At 65.0% G+C, this 19,105-nt stretch carries 18 protein-coding genes; 15 read left to right on the top strand and 3 right to left on the bottom strand.

The window, feature by feature from the left end:
- Positions 1-108: 108 nt before the first annotated feature.
- Positions 109-1,833: a dihydroxy-acid dehydratase gene (ilvD, locus tag MTR72_RS17075; RefSeq protein ID WP_280970802.1), complete on the top strand. Its 1,725-nt coding sequence runs from the start codon at positions 109-111 to the stop codon at positions 1,831-1,833.
- A complete protein-coding gene (locus MTR72_RS17070) occupies positions 1,820-2,644 on the top strand; it encodes a tetratricopeptide repeat protein (RefSeq protein ID WP_280970803.1) in 825 nt (274 codons plus the stop codon). Before ilvD ends, MTR72_RS17070 begins: the two co-directional genes overlap by 14 nt.
- Positions 2,645-2,704: 60 nt before the next feature.
- On the opposite strand, the gene xth is transcribed toward MTR72_RS17070, so the two are convergent.
- The gene (gene xth / locus MTR72_RS17065) at positions 2,705-3,502 is read right to left on the bottom strand and encodes an exodeoxyribonuclease III (RefSeq protein WP_280970804.1); all 798 of its coding nucleotides are present in this window, start codon (positions 3,500-3,502) and stop codon (positions 2,705-2,707) included.
- Positions 3,503-3,649: 147 nt separating this feature from the next.
- Between xth and MTR72_RS17060 the strand changes: the two genes are divergently transcribed.
- Positions 3,650-5,974, top strand: a complete 2,325-nt coding sequence (locus MTR72_RS17060) for an ATP-binding protein (RefSeq protein WP_280970805.1) — start codon at positions 3,650-3,652, stop codon at positions 5,972-5,974.
- Here MTR72_RS17060 and erpA read toward each other — a convergent pair.
- Positions 5,971-6,300: an iron-sulfur cluster insertion protein ErpA gene (gene erpA, locus MTR72_RS17055; protein WP_280970806.1), complete on the bottom strand. Its 330-nt coding sequence runs from the start codon at positions 6,298-6,300 to the stop codon at positions 5,971-5,973. The genes MTR72_RS17060 and erpA overlap by 4 nt on opposite strands.
- Before the next feature lie 119 nt (positions 6,301-6,419).
- Between erpA and MTR72_RS17050 the strand changes: the two genes are divergently transcribed.
- From MTR72_RS17050 to surE, 12 genes are all read left to right on the top strand, one after another.
- The gene (locus MTR72_RS17050) at positions 6,420-7,628 is read left to right on the top strand and encodes a deoxyguanosinetriphosphate triphosphohydrolase (protein ID WP_341510735.1); all 1,209 of its coding nucleotides are present in this window, start codon (positions 6,420-6,422) and stop codon (positions 7,626-7,628) included.
- Between the two features lie 9 nt (positions 7,629-7,637).
- A complete protein-coding gene (argS, locus tag MTR72_RS17045; protein ID WP_341510734.1) occupies positions 7,638-9,428 on the top strand; it encodes an arginine--tRNA ligase in 1,791 nt (596 codons plus the stop codon).
- 140 nt (positions 9,429-9,568) lie between these two features.
- Positions 9,569-11,140, top strand: a complete 1,572-nt coding sequence (locus MTR72_RS17040) for an SPOR domain-containing protein (RefSeq protein ID WP_341510805.1) — start codon at positions 9,569-9,571, stop codon at positions 11,138-11,140.
- A gap of 46 nt (positions 11,141-11,186) precedes the next feature.
- Positions 11,187-12,215 carry a beta-N-acetylhexosaminidase gene (gene nagZ / locus MTR72_RS17035; protein WP_341510733.1) on the top strand — a complete coding sequence of 343 codons (1,029 nt, stop codon included), beginning with the start codon at positions 11,187-11,189 and terminating at the stop codon, positions 12,213-12,215.
- Entirely contained in the window at positions 12,212-13,051 is an 840-nt protein-coding gene (locus MTR72_RS17030; protein WP_280970810.1) for a segregation and condensation protein A, read from the top strand. Before nagZ ends, MTR72_RS17030 begins: the two co-directional genes overlap by 4 nt.
- A 21-nt stretch (positions 13,052-13,072) precedes the next feature.
- The gene (gene scpB, locus MTR72_RS17025; protein ID WP_341510732.1) at positions 13,073-13,810 is read left to right on the top strand and encodes an SMC-Scp complex subunit ScpB; all 738 of its coding nucleotides are present in this window, start codon (positions 13,073-13,075) and stop codon (positions 13,808-13,810) included.
- 166 nt (positions 13,811-13,976) lie between these two features.
- A complete protein-coding gene (locus MTR72_RS17020) occupies positions 13,977-14,210 on the top strand; it encodes a twin-arginine translocase TatA/TatE family subunit (protein WP_341510731.1) in 234 nt (77 codons plus the stop codon).
- 85 nt (positions 14,211-14,295) lie between these two features.
- Positions 14,296-14,820 carry a Sec-independent protein translocase protein TatB gene (tatB, locus tag MTR72_RS17015; RefSeq protein ID WP_341510730.1) on the top strand — a complete coding sequence of 175 codons (525 nt, stop codon included), beginning with the start codon at positions 14,296-14,298 and terminating at the stop codon, positions 14,818-14,820.
- Positions 14,817-15,626, top strand: coding sequence for a twin-arginine translocase subunit TatC (gene tatC, locus MTR72_RS17010; protein ID WP_280970813.1), 810 nt, complete (start codon positions 14,817-14,819; stop codon positions 15,624-15,626). The genes tatB and tatC overlap by 4 nt, the downstream gene beginning before the upstream one ends.
- A 203-nt stretch (positions 15,627-15,829) precedes the next feature.
- Positions 15,830-17,161, top strand: coding sequence for a serine--tRNA ligase (gene serS / locus MTR72_RS17005; RefSeq protein WP_341510729.1), 1,332 nt, complete (start codon positions 15,830-15,832; stop codon positions 17,159-17,161).
- Between the two features lie 74 nt (positions 17,162-17,235).
- Positions 17,236-17,601 carry a hypothetical protein gene (locus tag MTR72_RS17000; protein WP_341510728.1) on the top strand — a complete coding sequence of 122 codons (366 nt, stop codon included), beginning with the start codon at positions 17,236-17,238 and terminating at the stop codon, positions 17,599-17,601.
- 172 nt (positions 17,602-17,773) lie between these two features.
- The gene (gene surE, locus MTR72_RS16995) at positions 17,774-18,541 is read left to right on the top strand and encodes a 5'/3'-nucleotidase SurE (protein WP_341510727.1); all 768 of its coding nucleotides are present in this window, start codon (positions 17,774-17,776) and stop codon (positions 18,539-18,541) included.
- Between the two features lie 3 nt (positions 18,542-18,544).
- Here the strand turns inward: surE and MTR72_RS16990 are convergent, their stop codons facing one another.
- Positions 18,545-18,916, bottom strand: coding sequence for a response regulator (locus MTR72_RS16990; RefSeq protein ID WP_280963732.1), 372 nt, complete (start codon positions 18,914-18,916; stop codon positions 18,545-18,547).
- Positions 18,917-19,105: the final 189 nt, after the last annotated feature.

Raw genomic sequence — 19,105 nt, 5'->3', positions numbered from 1 at the left:
GGGGCACACGGCGGCCGGCGCAGACGACGAGAAAAATCCCAGGGTCGATTCAAATCTTGGGTCTAACTTTTCGGGTCTGAAAGGGTTGGCTGGGGAAACTGGTTTGCGATGGACGCGAAGACGAACATCAAGGGCAGGCTGCCGAGCCGTCACGTGACGGAAGGCCCTGCGCGCGCCCCCCATCGCTCGTACTTCTACGCCATGGGTCTGACCACCGAACAGATCCACCAGCCCTTCGTCGGCGTCGCCTCCTGCTGGAACGAGGCCGCGCCTTGCAACATCGCCCTGATGCGCCAGGCCCAGGCGGTGAAGAAGGGCGTCGCCTCGGCCGGTGGCACCCCGCGCGAATTCTGCACCATCACCGTGACCGATGGCATCGCCATGGGTCATGACGGCATGCGGTCCTCGCTGCCGTCGCGCGAATGCATTGCCGACTCCGTCGAGCTGACGGTCCGCGGCCACGCCTATGACGCCCTCGTTGGCCTTGCCGGCTGCGACAAGTCGCTACCCGGTATGATGATGGCGATGGTCCGCCTCAACGTGCCTTCGATTTTCATTTACGGCGGCTCGATCCTGCCCGGTAATTTCCGCGGGCAGCAGGTCACGGTGCAGGACATGTTCGAGGCGGTCGGCAAGCACTCGGTCGGCGCCATGTCCGACGAGGACCTCGACGAGATCGAGCGCGTGGCGTGCCCCTCGGCCGGTGCCTGCGGCGCGCAATTTACCGCCAACACCATGGCGACCGTCTCGGAAGCCATCGGGCTGGCGCTGCCGTACTCGGCCGGCGCCCCCGCGCCTTACGAAATCCGCGACGCCTTCTGCATGACGGCCGGCGAGAAGGTCATGGACCTGATCGCCGACAACATCCGGCCGCGCGATATCGTTACCCGTAAGTCATTGGAAAATGCCGCTGCCGTGGTCGCCGCCTCCGGCGGCTCGACCAATGCTGCGCTGCACCTGCCGGCGATCGCTCACGAAGCCGGCATCAAGTTCGACCTGTTCGACGTCGCCGAAATCTTCAAAAAGACACCATATATCGCGGATTTGAAGCCGGGCGGCCGTTATGTCGCCAAAGACATGTTTGAAGTTGGCGGCATACCGCTTCTGATGAAGACGCTGCTCGACAACGGCTTCCTGCACGGTGACTGCCTTACCGTTACGGGCCGCACGATCGCCGAAAACCTCAAGAGCGTGAAGTGGAATCCGCACCAGGATGTGGTGCACCCGGCGGACAAGCCGATCACCGTCACCGGTGGTGTGGTGGGTCTGAAGGGCAATTTGGCGCCAGAAGGTGCGATCGTGAAAGTCGCGGGAATGTCCAACCTCAGGTTTACCGGTCCGGCCCGGTGCTTTGACCGTGAGGAGGACGCTTTCGAGGCGGTCCAGAAGCGCACCTATCGGGAAGGCGAAGTCATCGTGATCCGCTACGAGGGGCCGAAAGGCGGCCCCGGTATGCGGGAAATGCTCCAGACCACAGCGGCGCTGACCGGGCAGGGCATGGGCGGCAAGATTGCGCTCATCACCGACGGCCGGTTCTCGGGCGCCACCCGCGGCTTCTGCATCGGCCATGTCGGGCCCGAAGCGGCCGTCGGCGGCCCGATCGGGCTGCTCGAGGACGGCGACATCATCGAGATCGATGCGGTCGCCGGTACCCTTAACGTAAAATTGAGCGACGATGAGCTGGCTCAGCGCCAGACCAAGTGGCGGCCTCGCGCGACTAACCATACGTCGGGTGCGCTCTGGAAGTATGCTCAGCAGGTTGGGCCAGCGCTCGGTGGGGCAGTAACCCATCCGGGTGGCGCGCACGAGAAGCAGTGCTATGCGGACATCTAGGCGTACCATAGTTGCGTTTGCGTTCGGGGCTTTAGCGTTGGCCGCGCCTGCGCTCGCTTTCGACGGTGCGCCGGTCAACCAGAAGGATACGGCTATCCCGGTTGTCACGGCAGCACCGAACGCTGCCGGTGCACTGCGCAAGGCCGTACCGCCGGCCGTAACCCAGGAAACCTCGCTCAGCGCCCTGCAATATGCTGCCGAAGGCGGCCATCCGATCGCGCAGTGGAAGCTTGGCCGCATGTACGCCAATGGCGACGGCGTCGCGCAGGACGACTTGCGCGCGTTCGAATATTTCAGCCGGATCGCCAATGCCCATGCCGAGGACAGCCCGTCGGCGCCGCAGGCGCAGATCGTGGCCAACGCCTTCGTCGCGCTCGGCCGCTACTATCTCAGCGGCATCCCGAACTCGAAGATCAAGGCCGACCCGGACCGGGCACGAGAGATGTTCTCCTATGCCGCATCCTATTTCGGCAATGCGGATGCGCAGTACGATCTCGCCCGCCTGTACCTGAAGACGCCGGACGCCTCCCGCGAGGATTTCCGCTATGGCGCGCGCTGGCTCGGGCTTGCGGCTCAGAAGGGCCAGCACGAGGCGCAGGCGCTGCTCGGCCAGATGCTGTTCAACGGCGACCGCCTGCCGCGGCAGGCCGCGCGCGGCCTGATGTGGCTGACCCTGGCGCGCGACAGCGCCGGGGCCGACGAGACCTGGATCAAGGAAAGCTATAACCGCGCCTTCGCCAAAGCCTCCGACGACGACCGTGCGATGTGCCTGCAAATGCTCGAGCAGTGGGTGCAGGGCCGCCGGGAGTGATCACTGCGCCGTGGGGTGGGCGAAGGCGCCTCGGCGCCGTGCCCGCCATCAGACCATAGTTCACACCGCCTCGAGATCCAGATCCGCCCACACCGGCACGTGGTCCGAGGGCTTCTCCCAGCCACGCACATAGCTGTCGATGCCGACATTGGCGAGCCGGTCGCTCGCCTGCGGCGACATCAGCAGATGGTCGATCCGCAGGCCCTGGTTCTTCTGCCAAGCGCCGGCCTGGTAGTCCCAGAAGGTGTAGAGCCCCGGCTCGTCGGTGACCGCTCGTAATGCGTCGGTCAGGCCGAGGCCGAGCAGGGACTGAAAGCTCTCGCGTGTCTCGGCCTTGAACAGGGCGTCCTCGGTCCAAGCGACCGGGTTGTAGACGTCGCGGGCGGCGGGGATAACGTTGAAGTCGCCTGCGAGGATCAGCGGCTCCTCGGTCTTAAGCCGCTCCTTCGAATACTCAAGAAGTCGCGACATCCATTTGAGCTTATAGGGATATTTGTCGCTGCCGACCGGATTGCCGTTGGGCAGATAAAGACAGGCGATGCGCAGCACCCCGCGCTTGAGCGTCACGACTCCCTCGAGGAAGCGGGCGTGGGCGTCCTCGTCGTCGCCGGCGAGCCCCGACTTGGTCTCGTCGAAACGGAATTTGGAGAGCAGGGCGACGCCGTTGAACGTCTTCTGCCCATGGGTGACGACGTTATAGCCGAGCGCCTCGATTTCGAGCCGCGGGAAGGCCTCGTCGACGCATTTGATCTCCTGCAGGCAGGCGATGTCCGGCTGGCACTCCCGAAGCCAGGTCAGGAGAGGGTCGATCCGCTGCCGGACCGAGTTCACGTTCCAAGTAGCTACTCTGATGGACATGTCGGGCGGCTCCAGGCGAGAGGCCACCGTTAGAACAAACTGCAAACGCGCCCGTCAAGGCGGCGCCCCGGCGGGCACAAAATCGCCCACAAAATTAACCCGGCTTAAGCCGGCTCTGGGCCATTGATTGGCGAAAAGGTTGCTCGGATGGGATGGCCGGAAAAGTCCTTAAGTCGACATCAGCCGCGTGACGGCCTTGTCGGTGCGTTCCTGTATTGGCTCGGCGGCTTCGAGATCGAGGATGGCCTGACCGCCGATCTCGGCGAGCGCGAGATGCGCCGCATCCGCGCCAAGCAGATCGACGCGGTGATGCGGCTCATCCCCGTGACGATGGCCGTGAACCTGCTCACGGTTGCGATCGTGCTGATCCTGTTCTGGGGCAGGGGCTGGAACGGCTTCCTGGCGGTCTGGGGCCTGACGCTCGCCGCCGCCGCTTCGCTCGCGGTGCGCTCATGGCAGCGATCGCATCAGAAGGCGCCGCAGGAGGCCTCGAGCGGCGCCATGCGGCAGATGATGCGTCGGGCGTTTTTCCTCGCGGCGATCTGGGGCACGCTGCCGCTCGCGCTGTTCAGCCGCGTCGAGCCGACCAGCCAGCTCATCCTCGCCTGCCTGATGGTCGGGATGATGTCTGGCGGTGCCTTCACGCTGTCGACCTTCCCCCGCGCCGGCCTTGTCTATCTCGCGACCATGACGATCGCCTGCGCCGGAGCGCTGCTGCTGTGCGGCGCCGGGCCTTACCTCGTGACCTCGGTGTTCCTGCTGCTGTTCGCGTTTTTCATGGCGCGCAACATCGTCTCGCAGGGCAACCTTTTCCTCGGCAATCTCAAGGCACAGCTCGCGCTCGAACGGCAGACGGAGATCATTTCGCTGCTGCTGAAGGACTTCCAGGAAAACGCCAGCGACTGGCTGTGGCAGACCGACGCCGACGGACATCTGACCGACGTGCCCGAGCGCTTTGCCGCCGTCGCGCAGCTCCCCCTTCCGCTGCTGAAGGGATCGCACTTCGCCGATGTCCTCGACATGCTCTGTCCCGAGGACAAGACGGCGGCCTACAACGTCGTCGGCCTGATGGAGCAGGGCGAGCCGCTGCATGAGATGAGCGTCAAGGTCGTCGCCGGCGGCGAGGCGCGGCTGTGGTCGCTGACTGCGAAGCCTGCCTATGACCGCGACGGCCAGTTCCTTGGCTATCGCGGCTTCGGCCGCGACGTGACCGAGCGCTGGCGCGCCGAGAAGGCCGAGGCCGAGAGCCGCGCGAAATCGGATTTCCTGGCGGTGATGAGCCACGAGATCCGCACGCCCATGAACGGCGTGCTCGGACTTGCCACGATGCTGCTCGAGACCAAGCTTGATCCGGAGCAGCACGAGGCCGTCACCACGATCCGCGAATCCGGCGATAATCTGCAGCGCATCCTCAACGACATCCTCGACCTCTCCAAGCTCGAGGCTGGGCGCTTCGAGTTCGAGGCGATCGATTTTGCGCCGCGGGCGCTGGTCGAGACGGTTGCGACCGTGGTGCGGGCAGGCGCCAAGAGCAAGGGGCTGGCGGTCAAGGTCGAGCTCGATCCCAACCTGCCGCCCGCGCTACGCGGCGACGTCGCGCGCATCCGTCAGGTGCTGCTCAACCTCGCCTCCAATGCGGTGAAGTTCACCGACACCGGCGAGGTGACCATCGCCGTGACCTGCCAGGCGCGGCGCGACCTGCTCGCCACCGTAGAATGGACCGTGACCGACAGCGGCATCGGCATCGCACCGGAGAAGGTCGGCCAGCTCTTCACCGACTTCTCGCAAGCCGACGCCTCGATCAGCCGCCGTTTCGGCGGCACCGGACTTGGGCTCGCGATCTCCCGGCGCATCATCGAGCAGATGGGCGGCACCATCGGCGTCACCTCGACACCGGGCAAGGGATCGACCTTCCGCTTCACGCTGGTGCTGCCCTGGGGCCAGGCGCTGGCCTCCGACCAGGAGGCCGGCCGCGACGAGGCGGACGAGCTCAAAGCCCGCATCGCTGATCTCGACCGGCCGTTGAACGTGCTCGTCGCGGAAGACGACGCCGTCAACCGCATGGTCGTGAGCAAGATGCTCGGCGCCTTCGACGTCGAGCTGCGGGTTGTGACCGACGGCGTCGAGGCCGTGGAGGCCGTTTCCGAAGTCGGCTACGACGTGGTCCTGATGGATGTGCGCATGCCCGACATGGATGGGCTTGCCGCGACCCGTGCGATCCGCGCGCAGGGCGGGCGCTTCGCAGCGTTGCCGATCATCGCACTGACGGCCAACGCCTTCCCCGAGGACGTCAAGATCTGCCGCGAGGCCGGCATGTCGGACTTTTTGGCAAAACCTTTGCGCCAGCCTGCGTTGATCGCGGCGCTGCTGCGGGCGCTGAACCACGTGGCGTCAGACGACGCACCACTTCAGCCGGAGGCGCCGTTCGAAGCGGAGTTGGCGGGCGAGGGGAAAACCGTGGCAGGCGTCTAGATCGAGAAGCTCGTCCCGCAGCCGCACGAGGCGGTCGCGTTGGGATTGTTGACACGGAACGAGGCGCCGATCAGATCGTCCACGAAATCGACCTCCGACCCGGCGAGGAACGGCTGGGACGCGGAATCCACCAGCACCACCGCGTTGTCGCGCTCGATCACGAGATCGTCGTCGGCCCGCGCGCGGTCGATGTCGAACTTATATTGAAAGCCGGAGCAACCGCCGCCCTCGACCGAGATCCGCAGCATCGCGCCGGAACCCTCGCCCTTGAGGATTTCCCCGATCCGGCGGGCGGCGCGGTCGCTGATGGTCACGTCAGTTGTCATCGTTCGTCTCCGATCGCGCGTCATACCGAATTCACTTTACCGATTCATTTGGTATCCCGCGTCCGGCATAGTTAAGTGCAAGGGTCCGCAGAATCAAATGGATAGGGACTAAATTCGTCGTGTCTGTCGGAATGGCTGCCCCCCGCGCGCCCTATGCCTGCGATCCCGATCGCAGCCGCGGCCGGCTGGTTGCGGAGCCGCCGAGCCGGACTCGCAGCCCGTTCCGGCGCGATTGCGACCGTGTGATCCACTCCACCGCCTTCCGCCGCCTAAAGTACAAGACCCAGGTGTTCGTGTTCCATGAGGGGGATCACTACCGCACCCGGCTGACCCATTCGCTGGAAGTTGCCCAGATTGCCCGTGCGCTGGCCCGGCAGCTTGGACTGGACGAGGATCTCACGGAAACCCTGGCGCTGGCCCATGATCTCGGCCATCCGCCATTCGGTCACGCCGGCGAGCGGGCGCTCGACGCGTGCCTGAAAAGCTTCGGCGGCTTCGACCACAACGCCCAGACCCTGCGCGTCGTCGCCGCGCTCGAGCACCGCTATCCCGAGTTCGACGGGCTCAATCTCACCTGGGAGTCGCTGGAAGGCATCGTCAAGCACAACGGCCCGCTGACGGATCGTAGCGGCGCGCCGGTCGGGCGTTACCGCGAGCACGGCGTTCCCGTGGGTATCGCCGACTACGTCAGGACATATGATCTCGAATTGTGGAGCTTCGCCTCGCTGGAGGCGCAGGTGGCCGCGATCGCCGACGACATCGCCTACGACGCCCATGACATCGACGATGGCCTGCGCGCCGGCCTGTTCCACCTCGATGATCTCAGGGTGATGCCGCTCACGGCCGAGATCATCGCCGAGACTACGGCCCACTATCCCGATCTAGAGGACGTCAGGCGTGGCGCCGAGCTGGTGCGCGAGCTGATCTCGCACCTGATCGGCGCGGTATTCGCGGAGGCGCAAAAGAACCTCGCCACCGTCAAGCCGCAGTCGGCCCAGGACGTGCGCCGGCAGAGCCGGGCGCTGATAGCGTTTCCGCCCGCCGTGGCCGAGGAGGAGGCCGCCATCAAGGCCTTCCTCTATCAGCACATGTACCGCCACAAGCGGGTGATGCGGGTGATGGAGGAGGCGGAGCAGATCCTGTTCGACCTGTTCGCAAAATACCTGACGTCGCCGGCCGAACTGCCGCCGGAATGGCTGCTGGGCGCGGAGGGCGACAGCGAGGGCGACCGGGCCCGCCGGATCGGCAATTTCATCGCCGGAATGACCGACCGTTTCGCCCTGACCGAGCACCAGCGGCTCTTTGACTCGACCCCGGATTTGCGTTAGGCGGCGCCCATGCCCGACACACCTTCATCTCTGCACCTGTTCGCCGACGTGCTCGCGCGCGTGCACGCCGCCTGCCGCGCACTCGCGACGGAAGCCAACTGGCCCGAGGGCATCGATTTCTCGCGCGTGGTGGTCGAGCCGCCGCGCGACCCGTCCCATGGCGACATGGCGACCAACGCCGCCATGGTGCTGGCGAAGGAAGCCAAGACCAAGCCGCGCGACCTCGCCGAGCAGATTGCGGAGCGGCTCCGCGCTGACGCGCTGATCGCCAAGGTCGACGTCGCCGGTCCCGGCTTCATCAACCTGACGCTGAAGCCCGCCGCCTGGACCGAGTCGCTGCGGACCGTGCTGCGCGAGGGCGGCGAGTACGGCCGCATCCATGGCGGGTCGAAGGTCAATGTCGAGTATGTCTCGGCCAACCCGACCGGACCGATGCATGTCGGCCATTGCCGCGGCGCCGTGTTCGGCGATGCGCTGGCCAGCCTGCTGCAGTTCGCCGGCCACGACGTGACGCGCGAGTACTACATCAACGATGCCGGCGCCCAGGTCGACGTGCTGGCACGGTCCGCCTTCCTCAGGTATCGCGAGGCGCTGGGCGAGAGCATCGGCCCGATCCCCGATGGGCTCTATCCGGGCGACTATCTCAAGCCAGTCGGCGCCGCCCTCGCGAAGGAGCACGGCGACAAGCTGCTCACGATGAGTGAAGCCGAGTGGCTACCGACGGTTCGCGCCAAGGCGATCGCGATGATGATGGACGAGATCAAGGACGATCTCGCCGCCCTCAACATCCGCCACGACGTGTTTTTCTCGGAACGCTCGCTGATCGAGAGCGGCAACAACAAGGTTGCCGAGACCATCGATTTCCTGCGCGCCAAGGGCGACATCTACGAGGGCCGCCTGCCGCCGCCGAAGGGCGCGCCGGTCGAGGACTGGGAAGATCGCGAACAGCTTCTGTTCAAGGCGACGTCTTACGGCGACGATGTCGATCGTCCGCTGATCAAGTCGGACAATTCCTACACCTACTTCGCTTCCGACATCGCCTACCACAAGAACAAGTTCGACCGCGGCTTCGCTGAGATGATCGACGTGTGGGGCGCCGACCATGGCGGCTACATCAAGCGCATGCAGGCGGCGGTGAAAGCGACGACATCCGGGAAGGGAAGCCTCGACGTCAAGATCGTCCAGCTCGTCAAGCTCCTGCGCAACGGCGAGCCAGTCAAAATGTCCAAGCGATCCGGGGACTTCGTCACCTTGCGTGAGGTCGTGGATGAGGTCGGCCAGGACGCCGTCCGCTTCATGATGCTCTACCGCAAGAATGATGCGGTGCTGGATTTCGACCTCGCCAAGGTCATGGAGCAATCGCGCGACAACCCGGTATTCTACGTGCAGTACGGCCATGCCCGCGGTCACTCGATTTTCCGGAACGCCCGGGCGGAGGTATTTCCAGAACTCCCCGAGGAGGCGGACAAGCGCCTTGCCTGGCTCGGCGAGTCGGCGCTGGAGCGGCTGTCAGACCCGGCGGAGCTCGACCTGCTCAAGCGGCTCGCAATTTATCCGCGGATGCTGGAAGCGGCAGCAGGCGCCCATGAGCCGCACCGAATTGCCTTTTATCTCTATGACTTAGCTAGCGAATTTCACGCGCTTTGGACGAAGGGGCGCGATCTGCCCTATTTACGCTTCATTATCAATAATGATGCACAGCTTACAAAGGCGCGGCTGGCCATGGTCCAGGGCGTCGTCTCGGTCCTGGCATCGGGCCTCGCCATCCTCGGCGTCCATGCCCCGAACGAGATGCGGTAGTTTGGGGCGAACTACTTAATGGGAATTCGGGGGTAACCGGCAGAAGCCGGACCGCTTAGACTTGGTTGAAAGCCTTGTGGGTCGAAAGTCGCGCCTTGGTCGAGGGGCGCGCGGCTTTCCCGAAGGGACGCATCATCACGATGGCCGATCGATATCAGCACAGACCGTTTCCTTCCGATGACTATCGTCGTGGTGACGACCAGCATGGGCGGGCGGAAAGCGATCCTTTGGCCGAACTCGCCCGCCTGATCGGGCAGACCGATCCGTTTGCGGCGCAGGGCCAACCCGGCGCGCGGAAGGCGGCGCCTGCGCCCGCACCGTACCAGCAGCCGGCCCAACACCATCCGGAAGACGATTACCCGCAGGATAGCTACCAGCAGGGCTACGAGGAGCCGGCCCCGCCGGCGCCTCCGCCCGGGCCGCCGTCATGGATGCGCCGCGCCAACGTACAGCCGCAGCAGCCCGCATCTGCGCCGCAGCCCGACTATCCCGTGACGGTGAATCCCGTGCACCCGCTGCATCGCTATTCGGCGCAGCCGGCACAGCGGGAGCCTGATTTTGATCAGCCGCAGGCCCGTCAGGGGCAAGCGTATCAGGATCACGGCTACCGGGACCAAGCCTACCACGACCAAGCGTACCAGGATCCACACGAGCAGCCCGATCCGTCGCGCTACGATGAGGCTCTGTACGGACGGCTCGAGGCTGGCCAGGAGGATTTTCAACGCGAGGCGGCGTATCCGGACGATCCTTACGCCTTCCAGAGCGACTATCCCGAGGCTGAGCTCGACGAGCCCAAAAAGCAGCGCGGCGGCATGATGACGGTCGTGGCGATCCTGGCGCTGGCCGTGGTCGGCACCGGCGCAGCCTTCGCCTACAAGAGCTACATGGGATCGCCGCGTAGCGGCGAGCCGCCGATTATCAAGGCCGACAACACGCCAACCAAGGTCGTGCCGACGCCGTCCGACTCCTCGGCCAAGGTGCCGGACCGCATGGTGAGCGGCGACGGCAGCGAGAAGATCGTTCCGCGCGAGGAAGCGCCGGTCGATCTCAACGCCAAGTCGGGCGGTCCACGCGTGGTGTTTCCGCCGCTGAACCAGAACGCAAATCCGCCGCCGGTCGCGAGCGTCTCGCCGTCAACGCTGCCGCCGCCGAACGCAGGCCAGATGGCCAGCAACGGCACTCTGCCGAATAACGAGCCGCGCCGGATCAAGACACTCGCCGTGAAGGGCGATCAGACCGACAGCACGACGCCGCAAACGGCTGCGGCCGCGAAGCCCGCGGCTCCGCCGAAGCCTGTCGCTGCGCCGACCTCATCACACAATCCGCCGACCTCGGCCAATGCCAGCGCCAACCAACCGCTGTCGCTGGCACCGTCCGAACCGCCCGCACCAATGGCGGGGCAGCGGATGGCGGCAACGAATCCGACGCAGATCGCGCCCCCGAGCAGCGCTGGTGGTGGCTATCTGGTGCAGGTCTCCTCGCAGCTCAGCGAAGAGAGCGCCCAGGCATCCTATCGTGTGCTCCAAGGCAAGTACGGCAACGTGCTGGGCTCGCGGTCTCCGGTGGTGAAGCGGGTCGATCTTACCGACAAGGGCAAGGGAATCGTCTACCGCGCCTTCGCGGGGCCGTTCGGTTCGGCGGATGAGGCCGTGCAGGTCTGCAACAGTCTGAAATCTGCCGGTGGACCGCAGTGCCTCGTCCAGAGGAATTAACGGCGCTTTCCTTGACCCCCTAGCGGGGTAGGGTTAATCGGCCCTTATGAGCACGCGGGCCTTCATTACCGGTGTATCCGGAACGGAACTGACCACCGCCGAGCGGGAGTTTATCCGTGCCGAACGGCCATGGGGCTTCATTCTCTTCAAGCGCAATGTCGATAATCCGGCGCAAGTCGCTTCACTGGTTAGGGAATTACGGGACGCTGCAGACGCCCCTGATGCCCCGGTCCTGATCGATCAGGAAGGTGGACGGGTGCAGCGGCTAGGACCGCCGCACTGGCCGGTCTACCCGCCAGGCGCCGTTTTCGCGGCCCTGTACGACACTGATTCGGCCCTTGGGCTGACGGCGGCGCGCCTCAGCGCCCGGCTCATCGCGGCCGATCTGGCCGATCTCGGCATCACCGTGGACTGCCTGCCGTTGGCAGACGTACCGGTTCCGGACGCCGACGCCGTAATCGGCAACCGCGCCTATGGCACCTCGCCGGGCAAGGTCGCGGCGATCGCGCGCGCAGTGACGGACGGGCTGGAACAGGGCGGTGTGCTGCCCGTTCTCAAACACATCCCCGGCCACGGACGCGCGACCGCCGACACCCATTTCAAGCTGCCGACGGTCGACACGTCCAGGGATGAGCTGGAACGGACGGATTTCGCCGCCTTCAGGCCGCTCGCGGATCTGCCGATGGCCATGACTGCACATGTTGTGTTTAGCGCCTTCGACCCCGCCCATCCGGCGACGACTTCTGCGACAATGATAGCTCAGGTGATTCGTGGCCTGATCGGGTTCCAGGGTTTGTTAATGAGTGATGACGTGTCGATGAACGCGCTGGCGGGGAGCCTTGCCGAGCGGACCCGGGCCATCTTCGCGGCCGGCTGCGACATGGCTCTGCACTGCAATGGCAACATCGAGGAGATGCGCGATGTCGCCGGGCAAACGCCTGAACTGTCGGGCAAGGCATTGGACCGGGCGAATGCTGCGCTCGCCGCGCGCAAGCCGCCGCAGCCGTTCGACCGGGCGGCCGCTCGCGCGGAACTGGACGCATTGATCGCACGGGCAAACACGGCTTCCGCATGACCGCAGAAATCCTATCGTTCGAAACCGGGCGGCCCGCAGAGCTTGCCGAGGGTGAACCGGCGCTGGTCGTTGATGTCGAAGGCTATGAGGGCCCGCTCGACCTGTTGCTCGCGCTCGCGCGGCAGCAGAAGGTCGATCTCGCCAAGATCTCGATCCTGGCATTGGCCGATCAGTACCTGCATTTCATCGAAGCGGCGCGAAAGATCAGGCTGGAGCTTGCGGCCGATTATCTCGTGATGGCGGCCTGGCTCGCGTTCCTGAAGTCGCGCCTGCTTTTGCCAGAGCCGCCGACGGCTGAAGGTCCGAGCGCAGAAGAGATGGCGACTGCGCTCGCCAACCGGCTGCGCCGCCTGGAAGCCATTCGCGAGGCCGCCAACCGGCTGATGAACAGGCAGCAGTTGCTGCGTGACATCTTCCCGCGGGGCGAGCCCGAGCAGATCGCCGAGGTCAAGCATCCGAAATACACGGCGACGCTGTACGACCTGCTCACCGCCTATGCCGCGCAGCGCCAGTCGCGTGTGCTCGCGAGCGTACATCTCGCCAAGCGCACGGTGTGGTCGCTCGCCGAAGCACGCGCCACTCTGGAGCGGCTGGTCGGCAGCATCACTGAATCGGATGACTGGGGAAGCCTCGACGACTTCCTGGTCCGCTACGTCGCCGATCCGTCGCAGCGCGCGACAGTGTTCGCCTCGAGCTTCGCCGCCGCGCTCGAACTGGTGCGGGAAGGTCAGTTGGAACTGAACCAGAAAGAGGCGTTTGCGCCCATCTATTTTCGGAAGGGGCGCCATAAACCGGTACCAGACGCAGCTCCTGCGCCTGACGCTCCGGTCGGTTAAGTGCAAGAAGGAGAAGCTGCCATGGCCTTGGCGGAAGTTCGGGTAGAAGAGGTCGAGCCGATGGACAACGAATCCCAGGCGCGCCCCGAAGAATTGCGGCTGCTCGAAGCGTTGCTGTTCGCCTCGAGTGAACCGCTGGATACCGCGACGCTGGCCAAGCGGATGCCGGAAGGCGTCGACGTCAAGGCCGCACTCAACCAGTTGCAGGCTGAATACGCGACGCGCGGAGTGAATCTCGTGCGCGTCGCCAACAAATGGACGTTCCGCACCGCCGGCGATCTCGCCTGGCTGATGACGCGGGAGAGCACTGAGACCCGCCGCCTGTCGCGCGCCGCAATCGAGGTGCTGGCGATCATCGCCTATCACCAGCCGGTAACGCGCGCCGAGATCGAGGAGATCCGCGGCGTCGTGACCTCGAAGGGCACGCTGGACGTGCTACTGGAGACCGGCTGGATCAAGCCGCGCGGCCGGCGCAAGACGCCGGGCCGTCCGTTGACCTTCGGAACCACCGAGGCCTTCCTGTCGCAGTTTACCCTGGAACAGCTTGGCGACCTGCCGGGTCTGGAGGAACTGAAAGGCACGGGCCTGTTGGATTCGCGGCTGCCGACCGGCTTCAGCGTGCCGAATCCCTCCGATGATCCGACATTGCGCGAGGACGAGGATCCGCTGGAACCGGGCGAGGACCTCGACTTGGCGCTCGCGCCTGCACCCGAGCCGGAGACATCGGAAGGTGGCGGCGAGGGCGGCAGCGAGGACTGACGTCCCGTCTTTCTACGGGCCCCCTGCGACGAGTTAACACTAGCAAGATTACCTAGCGCCAACAGCGAATTGGCGCTGCCTTGGTCCTTGTTTTTGACACCTGCGAAGCCTAGGTTTCGGTAAAGATCGGCCGGTCCCCGGCCATGCGTGTTTGGAGGGTTGCAGGATGGGTTCGCTTAGCATTTGGCACTGGATCTTGGTGATCGCAGTGGTCCTGCTGCTGTTCGGCCGCGGCAAGATTTCGGACCTGATGGGTGACGTGGCGCAGGGCATCAAGGCTTTCAAGAAGGGCATGCAGGACGACGACAAGCCCGCCGACAAGCCGGAGCCGGCCAAGTCCATCGAGCACAATGGCGCGCCGACCGCGGCCCGGTCCGACGTCGGCAGCAAGGCCGTCTGAGCCAAAGAGTGGACAGACGCGGGCGGCCCCGATCCCTCAGCGAAGAGGATTGGGCCGGCTGCGGCTGGCCTGAACGGAACATCTCATGTTCGACATCGGCTGGAGTGAACTGGTCCTCATCGGGGTCGTAGCGCTCGTCGCCATCGGCCCGAAAGAGCTGCCGGGCGTGCTGCGCATGGTCGGACAGTGGATGGGCAAGGCCCGCAAGATGGCCGCCGAATTTCAGGGCCAATTCCAGGAGGCGATGCGCGAGGCCGAGATGGCCGACCTCAAGAAGAGCTTTGATGAGGTCAAGGAAGCCGCCTCCGGCTTCACCGGCAACAACCTGATGACCTCGCTGCAGAAGGACGTCAGCGACGCGCTGCGCGTTGATGCGCTCGACAAGCCGGCCGAGGCCTCAACGACCGCTACAATCGAGCCGCCGGCGACTTCAAGTGAGGCGCCGGTAACGCCAACCACACCGGAAGCCCCGACGCCCGAGACCTTCGTGGAAGCCGAGGCACATGCCGCGGCGAACGAACCGCTCGCCATCACCCGTGAGGTCGAGCCAGCGCCGGTCACCCAGGACACCGCGCCACCCGAGGCGATCAAGGACGCTAAAGCGTCATGACCGACGCCGATATCGAAGCCAGCAAAGCGCCATTAATGGACCACCTGATCGAGCTGCGGTCGCGGCTGATCAAGGCGCTGCTTGGCTTCGGCGTGGCCTTTATCCTCTGCTTCTTCTTTGCCAAGCAGATCTACAACGTGCTGGTCTGGCCGTTCGTGTGGGTCGCGGGGCCGGAGAATTCGAAGTTCATCTACACGGCGTTGCTCGAATATTTCATCACGCAGCTCAAGCTCGCGTTGTTCGGCGCCGGCTTCATCTCGTTCCCGATCGTCGCCACGCAGATCTACAAGTTCGTCGCGCCCGGCCTCTATAAGCACGAGAAACAGGCCTTCCTGCCATATCTGGTCGCGACCCCGTTCTTCTTCGTGCTGGGCGCTATGCTGGTTTATTTCGTCGTGCTCCCGATGCTGATCCGCTTCTCGCTGGGCATGCAGCAGGCGGGGGGCGAGGAGACCGCGCAGATCGCACTGCTGCCCAAGGTCGGCGAATATCTGTCGCTGATGATGTCGCTGATCTTCGCCTTCGGCATCGCCTTCCAGCTCCCGGTGATCCTGACGCTGCTCGGCCGCATCGGCATCATCACCTCGCAGATGCTGCGGGAGAAGCGGCGCTATTTCATCGTCATCGCCTTCATCATCGCGGCTGTGCTGACGCCGCCGGACGTGCTCAGCCAGTGCTCGCTCGCCATTCCCCTGCTGGCTCTCTATGAGGGCTCGATCATCGCGGTGGCGATGGTGGAGAAGAAGGCGGCCGCGTCGCAGGCCTCCAGCAGCGGCGCATCGTCGAGCGCCAATCCGGCCGAGTAGGGCGCTCGACCGTGCCCAATTGCGGACGTCATTCCCCGCGGAAGCGGGGAATCCAGTACGCCGCGGCCTATCGAGGAATCACTGCCGTCCCTGGAATACTGGATCGCCCGCTTTCGCGGGCGATGACGCCTGTGGTAGTGGGAAGCGCGGCGCAAACTCCCAGCACGAGCGTTGGCTGTTGAGCGCTCATCAGGACCACGGCCATGCACGACATCAAATCGATCCGCGACAATCCGCAAGCCTTCGACGCCGGCCTCGCACGACGGGGCCTGAAGCCGTTGTCGGCATCACTGCTCGCGATCGACGAGAAGCGGCGGGCGGCGATCCTGGCCTCCGAACAGGCGCAGGCCCGGCGCAATGCTGCCTCGAAAGAGATCGGCGACGCCAAGAAGACGAAGGATGAGGCGCGTGCGGGCAAGCTGATGGCCGAGGTGGCCGAGTTGAAGACCACGATGCCGCAGCTCGAGGCCGCCGCCAGAGCGGCGGACGAGGAGCTTGCGAAAGAACTCTCCGCGATCCCGAACCTGCCGCTTGATGAAGTGCCCGATGGCGTCGACGAGCACGGCAACGTGCAGCACCATGTCTTCGGCAACAAGCGCAACTACAGCTTCGCGCCGAAGCTGCATGACGATCTCGGCAGCGCGCTCGGCTACATGGATTTCGAGGCGGCGGCAAAACTCTCCGGCGCGCGCTTCGTCGTGCTGAAGAAGGGACTGGCGCGCCTGGAGCGCGCGATCGGTCAGTTCATGCTCGACCTGCACACGACCGAGCACGGCTACACCGAGATCAATCCGCCGCTGCTGGTGCGCAACGAGGTGATGTTCGGCACCGGGCAACTGCCGAAATTCGAGGACGATCAGTTCTGGGCGATCAAGGGCGAACTGCTGGCCGCGCCGGACCAGGAGCGGTTGCGGACCGAGCGTCTCGGCCTCATCCCGACGGCGGAGGTGTCGCTCACCAATCTCGCGCGCGAATCCATCCTCGACGAGAAGCAGTTGCCGATGAGGCTCACCGCGCTGACGCCGTGCTTCCGCGCCGAGGCTGGCGCTGCCGGGCGCGACACCCGTGGCATGATCCGCCAGCACCAGTTCACCAAAGTCGAGCTGGTGTCGATCACGACGCCGGAGACGAGCAAGGACGAGCTGGAGCGGATGCTCGCTTGCGCCGAGGAAGTGCTGCGCCAGCTCGACCTGCACTACCGCGTGATGACGCTCTGTGCAGGGGATATGGGTTTCTCGGCGCAAAAGACCTATGACATCGAAGTCTGGATGCCCGGGCAGGGCGAGGGCGGCATGTTCCGCGAGATCTCGAGCTGCTCGGTCTGCGGCGACTTCCAGGCGCGGCGCATGGATGCGCGCTCGCGCGGACCCGACGGAAAGCCGCGCTTCGTGCACACGCTGAACGGCTCCGGCACCGCGGTCGGCCGCGCGCTGATCGCGGTGATGGAGACCTATCAGCAGGAGGACGGCTCGATCGCCGTCCCGGACGTGCTCCAGCCCTATATGGGCGGGCTGAAGGTGATCGCGCGCGAGTAGTACGTCGTTCGGGTTGCGAAGATCGGGCGGCTGGATATCCTGACGGCTGCCCGAGAACTCGAAATCGCAGCCTCATGCCCTTGCACCGCGACATCTTCTGGGTCGGCAGACAATGGGCGGTGACCGGATTTGGCATCCAGGCCGTCGACCAGCGCTTGCGCGGCGTGCTGGACATCGCGATCGCGCGGCTCTGGGACGACGATCTCATCCAGAACCGGCGGACCAAGCCCGGCGTCAATGTCGAGGACTTTGATAAGGCGCTGACGGTGGCACGCGGACGCTTTCCGCAAGCACAAGCGGCCGCTGCCATCGTAGCGCAACTGGATGCGCTCGACCGGATCGACGCATCGCCGGCCGCGAACCCGGTCATGCCGGCGATGAAGTTGCGGGCCGAAGGCAGACTCGCGCGCTTCCTGCCGCAGTGGCGCATCCGCCGTTAGGCGGGCAGGGCCGGAAGGGGTGCGGTGCCGGCTCGGGGGCAGCGGTTCCAGCAGTCCTGGATTGTCGGGCTCAGCCGAAATCCCGCAAAACCAGCCGGTTTGCCTGATCGGCCAGAGCCAGATAAGACGGCCTCACCCAACGCCTCGCCCAACTCTTGGAATCGACCCCGGCATGCGCATTCTCTGCACCAATGACGACGGTATCCACGCCCCCGGGCTCAAGGTCGTGGAGGAAATCGCGCGGGCGCTGTCGGATGATGTTTGGGTGGTGGCCCCCGAGCTCGACCAGTCCGGCGTGTCGCATTCGCTGTCGTTGAACGACCCGTTGCGCCTGCGCGAGGTCGGTCCGCAGCACTTTGCCGTGCGCGGCACCCCGACTGACTGCGTCATCATGGGTGCCCGCCACATCCTGGGCGCCAAGCTGCCCGATGTGGTGCTGTCCGGAGTCAACAAGGGCCGCAACGTCGCCGAGGACGTGGTCTATTCCGGCACCATTGCCGGCGCGCTGGAAGGCACCATACTGGGCCTGCCGTCGTTCGCGCTGTCGCAGGAATTCAGCGTCGAGACGCGCGAGCGTCCGCCGTGGGACACCGCGCGCAAGTTCGGACCCGACATCCTGCGCAAGGTGATCGCGGCAGGCGTCCCGAAGGATACGGTGATCAACGTCAACTTCCCGTCCTGTGCGCCCGAGGATGTTCTCGGCATCCGCGTGACGCGGCAGGGCAAGCGCAATCTCGGCTTCCTCAAGATCGACGAGCGCCGGGACGGCCGCGGCAATCCCTATTTCTGGATCGGCTTCGAGCGGACCGCGATGCTGGACACGCCTGCCGACGGCACCGACCTCGCGGCATTGCGGGACCGCTACGTCTCGGTCACGCCGCTCAGGCTCGACCGCACCGATGAAGCGTTTTCCGAGGCGCTCGACGCGATGCTGAAATAGGATCTAGCCGCCGCGAAGCGCGGCTTCGATGGTCTTGCCGAGCGCGTCGAGCTGAAACGGCTTCTGGAGCGCCGGCCGGTCGCGATATTGCTCGGGCAAGCCCGACGAGCCGTAACCAGTCGCGAAGATGAAGGGGCAGCCCTTGGCCTTGATCAGGTCGGCGACCGGCGAGATCACCTTGCCGTTGACGTTGACGTCGAGGATGGCGAGGTCGAACTCGGTCGATTGGGCGAGCCGGATCGCCTCGTTGATGTCGCCTGCCTCAGCCGCGACCCTATAGCCGAGCTCTTCCAGCATGTCCGCGACCATCATTCTGATCATGACCTCGTCCTCGACGAGGAATACAGAACGGCCCGACAGCCTTCCCGCAGCCATAAGTGAGTCCTTGCCCATTCGCACAAACGTTCGCAGATAACGCCAAGCGACGCAATGCGCGTTTCGGCTGGCGGAAACCTGCAAACGGCGATCGCAGTTGATCCGTTGCTGGCCAAATGTGGTCAAATGCTGCGCCAAAAGGCTATCATGAGTTCCTGAGCCGGAACAAGAATCGAGAGTTCGGCACTG

Origin of the sequence: Bradyrhizobium sp. ISRA442, assembly GCF_038085055.1 — a bacterium.
Classification (GTDB): Bacteria; Pseudomonadota; Alphaproteobacteria; order Rhizobiales; family Xanthobacteraceae; genus Bradyrhizobium.
This window is presented reverse-complemented; position numbering and strand designations above follow the sequence as displayed.